Annotated in this window: 8 protein-coding genes; 6 read left to right on the top strand and 2 right to left on the bottom strand. The window is 62.3% G+C overall.

All coding sequences use genetic code 11. From position 1 onward, the window contains the following. The 4 genes from EP26_RS35840 to EP26_RS29670 all read left to right on the top strand — a co-directional run. Window positions 1–153, top strand: a 153-nt coding sequence (locus EP26_RS35840) for a transposase (RefSeq protein WP_043344835.1), incomplete at its 5' end; no start/stop codon positions are given. A 424-nt stretch (window positions 154–577) separates the two neighbouring features. Next, on the top strand, window positions 578–919 hold the full coding sequence (locus EP26_RS35835) for a response regulator (RefSeq protein ID WP_157033933.1): 342 nt from the start codon (window positions 578–580) through the stop codon (window positions 917–919). A 107-nt stretch (window positions 920–1026) separates the two neighbouring features. Beyond that, a complete protein-coding gene (locus EP26_RS29675) occupies window positions 1027–1395 on the top strand; it encodes a response regulator (protein WP_043344834.1) in 369 nt (122 codons plus the stop codon). Between the two features lie 271 nt (window positions 1396–1666). Beyond that, complete coding sequence (locus tag EP26_RS29670) at window positions 1667–2737, top strand: IS5 family transposase (RefSeq protein ID WP_043344832.1); 1071 nt, start codon at window positions 1667–1669, stop codon at window positions 2735–2737. Window positions 2738–3227: 490 nt separating this feature from the next. Here the strand turns inward: EP26_RS29670 and EP26_RS35830 are convergent, their stop codons facing one another. Beyond that, window positions 3228–3398 carry a hypothetical protein gene (locus tag EP26_RS35830; protein WP_157033932.1) on the bottom strand — a complete coding sequence of 57 codons (171 nt, stop codon included), beginning with the start codon at window positions 3396–3398 and terminating at the stop codon, window positions 3228–3230. 103 nt (window positions 3399–3501) lie between these two features. Between EP26_RS35830 and EP26_RS29665 the strand changes: the two genes are divergently transcribed. Both EP26_RS29665 and EP26_RS29660 read left to right on the top strand, forming a co-directional pair. Next, window positions 3502–3699, top strand: coding sequence for a hypothetical protein (locus EP26_RS29665; protein WP_043344831.1), 198 nt, complete (start codon window positions 3502–3504; stop codon window positions 3697–3699). Between the two features lie 101 nt (window positions 3700–3800). Further along, the gene (locus tag EP26_RS29660) at window positions 3801–4751 is read left to right on the top strand and encodes a site-specific integrase (RefSeq protein ID WP_043344829.1); all 951 of its coding nucleotides are present in this window, start codon (window positions 3801–3803) and stop codon (window positions 4749–4751) included. 165 nt (window positions 4752–4916) lie between these two features. Here EP26_RS29660 and EP26_RS29655 read toward each other — a convergent pair. After that, the coding region (locus EP26_RS29655; protein ID WP_043344827.1) for an IS66 family transposase at window positions 4917–5223 on the bottom strand (307 nt) is incomplete at its 5' end.

The following is a 5223-nucleotide window of genomic DNA, read 5'->3' as shown; positions in this document are numbered from 1 at the left end:
GTCCAGCTCGACACCTTGCGCCTGCGCCTGATCAAGCTTGCCACGCGCGTCGTCGCACGGAAGACCCGGGTCATGCTGCACCTGCCCAGCGCTTATCCGGCCAAGGCCATCATCCACCTCGCCCTTGAGCGCATGCCTCGTCTGGTCTGCTGACCGCCGGGGCATGTGCCCCAGCCGCGCCCTCCAACCCGCAACCCCAAGCTCCGCGATCTGCAACCAAGAGCCGGCTCTGAAACCGGCATCGGCCGAACGCGCCCGCACAACCAGAACGCGAGCGTACCGCGGCGTCACCAGGCTTCTCGCCCCGCCTCATGAATTTTTCGGGCTAGGTGATTGCCAATTAAGTGGCTTTTGACACCGAATACATACTCACGCCCGCAACATTTCAGCAAGGAAGCGGTCGGCTGTTAACGCCTGAGTAAGCTTAGCGATGGACTTATGCTGCCTGCGTTCGGGACCCCTGTCCGGTCGCACATGCACTTGCGCAGGATTTGTTGATTTGTGAGTTTAACTAAAAGAGGCGCTCAGCAAAATGTTGACGGGTAGGCGTGTACTGATAGTCGAGGACGAGGCATTATTGGCTTTGTCGATTGAAGATTATCTGGTTAACGCTGGTGCTGCAATATTAGGACCGGAAGCTTACGTTGATCAGGCTATCAGCATTGTCAAAGAAGAGATGGGGTCCGGTGGCATAGATGCTGCGATTCTCGATGTCAATCTTAATGGTGAATTGGTTTGGCCCGTTGCTGAACTACTCACACAGTTTAGGGTGCCATTTCTATTTCACACAGCTTACCAGGACTTAGTCGTAAGTTTCGGCAATGCACTTTACCATAAGCCGTGTTCATTTGACTTGTTGGTTGAAGCTGTCCACGGATTATGTAGCGAAAGCGTTTCAAACATGCTGGGGGCGCGGTAAGCAGCGAAATCGGGTCACCAAGAGCAGCCCGCTCGCGATTTCGTCACAGAACCACTGGTAAAAATTCCTAGGCCTCCTATATTCCAGCTCAGAGAGGCTCGAATCGGATGCTCAAAGGAAAGCGTATACTTATTATCGAAGATCAAGCTTTGCTCGCTCTCTTGATTGAGGATGTCTTGATGGCTGAGGAAGCTGACGTTGTCGGGACGGCAGCGACGCTGACGGTAGCTTTCGACATGGTGTCCAGCGCGCTGCGGGATCGTGGCCTTGACGCCGCTGTGGTTGATCTCGATCTTGCAGGTCAGTCAGCATTGCCAGTCATCGACTTGCTACGGAGCAATGACGTGCCGGTTGTGATCCAGACCGGCTACGCGGACTTTCGATCGGACGCTCCCATTCTACGCAAACCTTATGCAGTGGATGATCTTGTTGCGACGCTTGTCGAAGTCACTCGCGCAATGCGCTTAGCTGCATAATAGTCATAGATCTAAAAATCGCGTTGGAAGAAAGCATTCAAACACAGATCATTAGGTAAATATCGCGGGTAGCTTTCGTAACTTGAAGTTCACGGATGGCTTTTTGTTGAGAAACCCTAAATGAGTTTTGATGACCGGCATTACAAGACATTGCTTCGTCGCTCCCATAGGTGCGACCCTCCGCGACGTCGTTGCACCGGTCGCCTGATCTGGAGGTGTCGGGCAGGCTGGTGAGTAGCGCGGGCCCTCGATTATCGGGGGTGGACCAACCTTGGTTTTCAAAGCCAACGCTGATCGTCGGCATTATATCCCACGTCAACGTCTCAGGGTAACGAACCGGGCGGAGTATGATGCGGGCCTGCGGGCCCGGGGCAGCCTGACCGTGTGGTTCTCCGAGGCGGCGGTCGAGGGCTGGCGCGCCGAGGCGCGCGCCGGGCGTGGCGGCCGGCGGAAGTACTCGGCCTTGGTGATCGCCACTGCCCTGACGCTGCGGGCCGTGTTCCGCCTGGCGCTGCGCCAGACCGAGGGGCTGATTGATACTAAGCCGACGAAGTTCCGATCTGCGTCCCGTAAGGGCCGAGGCGCCGGACGGCACTCCGGCGATCGAGGGCGCACGACGGTTTCACCTTCGTGCGCTTGGTATGATTCCATCTTGCAGCTGCTCGGCCTTGACCTGCCAGTGCCGGACCACAGCACCCTCTGCCGCCAGGCTGAGACGCTGGAGGTGGGATGGCCGCGCTGCGGCCGCGAGGCTATGCATCTGCTGGTGGACAGCACGGGTTTGCAGCTATGCGGTCCCGGAGGGTGGCTGGAGGAGAAGCACGGCACCAAGCAGCGTCGGGCTTGGAAGGTGCTGCACCTCGCTACCGACGCCGGCACGGGTCAGATCGTCGCCTCGCTGCTGACTGGCAGGGATGCCGACGACGGTTCGCAGGTCGGCCCCTTGCTCGAGCGGGTCGACGGCTCCGTGGCGTCGTTCAGCGGTGACGGTGCCTCCGACTGGAACGATGTCTATGCCGCGGTCGCGGCGCGCCATCCCGACGCGGCCGTCGTCCCGCCACGTGCGAGTGCGGTGCTGAGCGCCATTGCTGAGACCACGCCATCGCAGCGGGATGAGCACCTTCGATGTATCGCTGAGCGCGGCCGCATGGGCTGGCAGTGCGCGTCGGGCTACAAATGGGGCGCTCTGGTGGAGTCCGATATCTCGCGTTGGAAACGCGTCATCGGCGGTGGACTAGGTTCGCAACCGGATGGACGCCAGACGACGGAGGTGGCCATCGCCGCCGACGTACTGAACCGCGTGCTCGCGTTGGGGCGGCCGGAATACGTCCGCGACGCTTGATCCCAAACGAGGGTAAGGCAACCGCTGCGTCCAGGCCCCAGACCCCCGCAACACGCTGATGGGCCGCATGTTGTGGAGTGTGTATGTCAGGGCGGCCTCTTCGGCGCGCATGACCGTTACATCACTCAACGTCGGTCCTCCGGCTCCAGCAGTAGTTATACTAAGCCGACGAAGTTCCGACCTACGACCCCTAGGGCCGGGGCGCCGGATGGCACCCAGCGCACGAAGGTCCCAGAGGTGAGACCTTCGTGCACTTGGTGTTAGTTTCTCTCCGGAATGAAGCGACCCGCCGAGGATGAAAACCAGTCACGGCCCGCAACCGAAGGGGTCAGCAAGACGCTGTTTTCTGCCTATTTACTCACCGGAATGGACCGACCCGCCGGGGATGAAAACCGGTCACGACCCTCAACCAAGGGGGCCAGCAAGACGCTGTTTTCTGCATAGGCATGTTTTCCAGCGGCGGTGAAGATGAGGCGGCGCGGCTGGTGCGTTATCTGCGCCGGTCCTTCACCTCGACGCCAACGGGCTTGCGGCCGCAGCGATGGCAACCCATCCGCTCGACCACCTGGTAAAGGCGGACCGTGCTGGCCAGCTCGTGCTGCAGGGCCAGGGCCCCGATATGCAGCGGCGCCCGATGCCCGCAACGGCAGGCAAGCTGCAACCATTCCTGTTTCCTATACCACACTGGATTGACCGGCTTTGGGCGGCCGTCCAGGTGCTTCGACATACAGGAACAAAAATAGAACAGAGGCGTCGGCTTGGCTATGAACCCCGATATCAAACGACGGCTGGCGATTGAGGCCGAGGCAGATCGACTGGCCGGAATCTTTGAGCGGGTCCAGCTGCTGGCCCGGGCCAGGCACATCGCATTCCTCGATGCGGGCCGGGAAGCGGTGGCGAAGGGCCTGGTGTCGCTCTCGGACTGGGATCTGCTGCTCAAGGCCGCTCATGACGGGTCATGAGGCCCCTGCCCTGCCGGTAACATGCCATAAAACCCTTTCCAACGCGATTGCAGCTAGCGCTACAGTTGAGGTATGCTCTGGCTACCGCGTTGGAAAAGCTCATGGCCGATCTCGTCCCGCTCCCCGCCTCCGACCTGGCCCGCGCCGCAGACTACGCCCGGCATGCATTATCGCCTGCGACCTTGAAGGCCTACGCGGCGGACTGGGAGGATTTCGCCGCCTGGTCCCGCTCGCGCGGCGTCGAGCCGCTTCCGGCCGATCCGGCGACCGTGGCGGCGTATCTGGCGTCCATGGCGGTCAGTCACGCGGGTCCGACGCTTCGCCGCCGTCTGGCCGCCATCGGACGGGCGCACCGGATGAAGGGTCTGGCCTGGGACGCCTCGCATCAGGTTATCCGCGATACCCTGTCCGGCATCCTGCGCCGCCATGGCACGCCGCCTCGCCAGGCCGCTGCGATCGGCATCGCCGAGGTTCGGCGTTTGGTCGCCACCTGCGATAGCGGCCTGACGGGGATGCGCGACCGAGCCCTGCTGCTCCTGGGCTTCGCCGGGGCGCTGCGGCGCTCGGAGCTGGTGGCGGTGCACCGGGAGCACCTGACCTTCACCGCTGACGGCCTGCGACTGATGATCCCGCGCGCCAAGGGCGACCAGGAAGGCAAAGGCGTCGAGATCGGCATCCCGCGTGGGATGAAGCCGGAGACCTGCCCAGTCCGGGCGGTAGAGTTCTGGCTGCGCGCCTCGGATTGCCAGTACGGCCCGGTGTTCCGGAAGGTGAACCGGTGGGGTGGCATCGAGCCCACCGCTCTCCACCCTCGGGCCTTTCCCGAAATTCTGGCGCGGCGCGTAGCGCTGGCGGGGCTGAAGGCCGGGAGCTTCGAGTCCCTCTCCCCCCATGGGCTTCGCGCCGGCTTCATCACGCAGGCTTATCAGGCCGGGGCGAAGGATGAAGCGATCATGGATCACACGCGGCACAAGGATCTGCGAACTATGCGCGGCTACGTCCGCCGGGCGAAGCTGGTCAGTGAGAGTCCGGCGAAACTGGTGGGCCTCTAGTGCACTGACGCAGACGGACGATTCACACTCCTGTTGAGGCGTGCCACGCTGGGCGAATGGCCCAGGAAGTATGCGTTATCGTTGATGCTGGTGATCGTGCCCGGCTGGTGGCGATTACCGCTGACCGGGTAATTACCCACCCCCCTGACTTTTGCGGACGAGTGGTCAGGCCGTGACGGTTGTCAGGATGGTGCCAAAGATGCTGGTGCCGGGCACCAGGCGGGCGGTGTCGACCACGGTGCGCACGTCCGCCTCGCCCTGGGCGGCCCACATCGCGCGATAGCCGTTGGTGACCTTGCGCTGGATCACGGCGGGACGGAGATCGCGCTCGCAGGCGTTGTTCGTCGCCTCAACCTGACCGGGCCAGTCCACAAAGGTCAGCAGTTGGTCGCGCGCTCGTCGCAGCTTCGCTTGCAACGCCCGCGTCAGCTCGCAGCCGCTGGGGGGGCGGCCAGGATCGGGTCCAGCCTGC

This window comes from Belnapia moabensis DSM 16746, from assembly GCF_000745835.1.
Taxonomy (GTDB): Bacteria; Pseudomonadota; Alphaproteobacteria; order Acetobacterales; family Acetobacteraceae; genus Belnapia; species Belnapia moabensis.
This window is presented reverse-complemented; position numbering and strand designations above follow the sequence as displayed.

Bases quoted from the DNA above. Each gene is read 5' to 3' on its own strand.
- EP26_RS29665 (WP_043344831.1), top strand. From the start codon at position 3,502: ATGAACCCCGATATCAAACGACGGCTGGCGATTGAGGCCGAGGCAGAT.
- EP26_RS29660 (WP_043344829.1), top strand. From the start codon at position 3,801: ATGGCCGATCTCGTCCCGCTCCCCGCCTCCGACCTGGCCCGCGCCGCA.
- EP26_RS29675 (WP_043344834.1), top strand. From the start codon at position 1,027: ATGCTCAAAGGAAAGCGTATACTTATTATCGAAGATCAAGCTTTGCTC.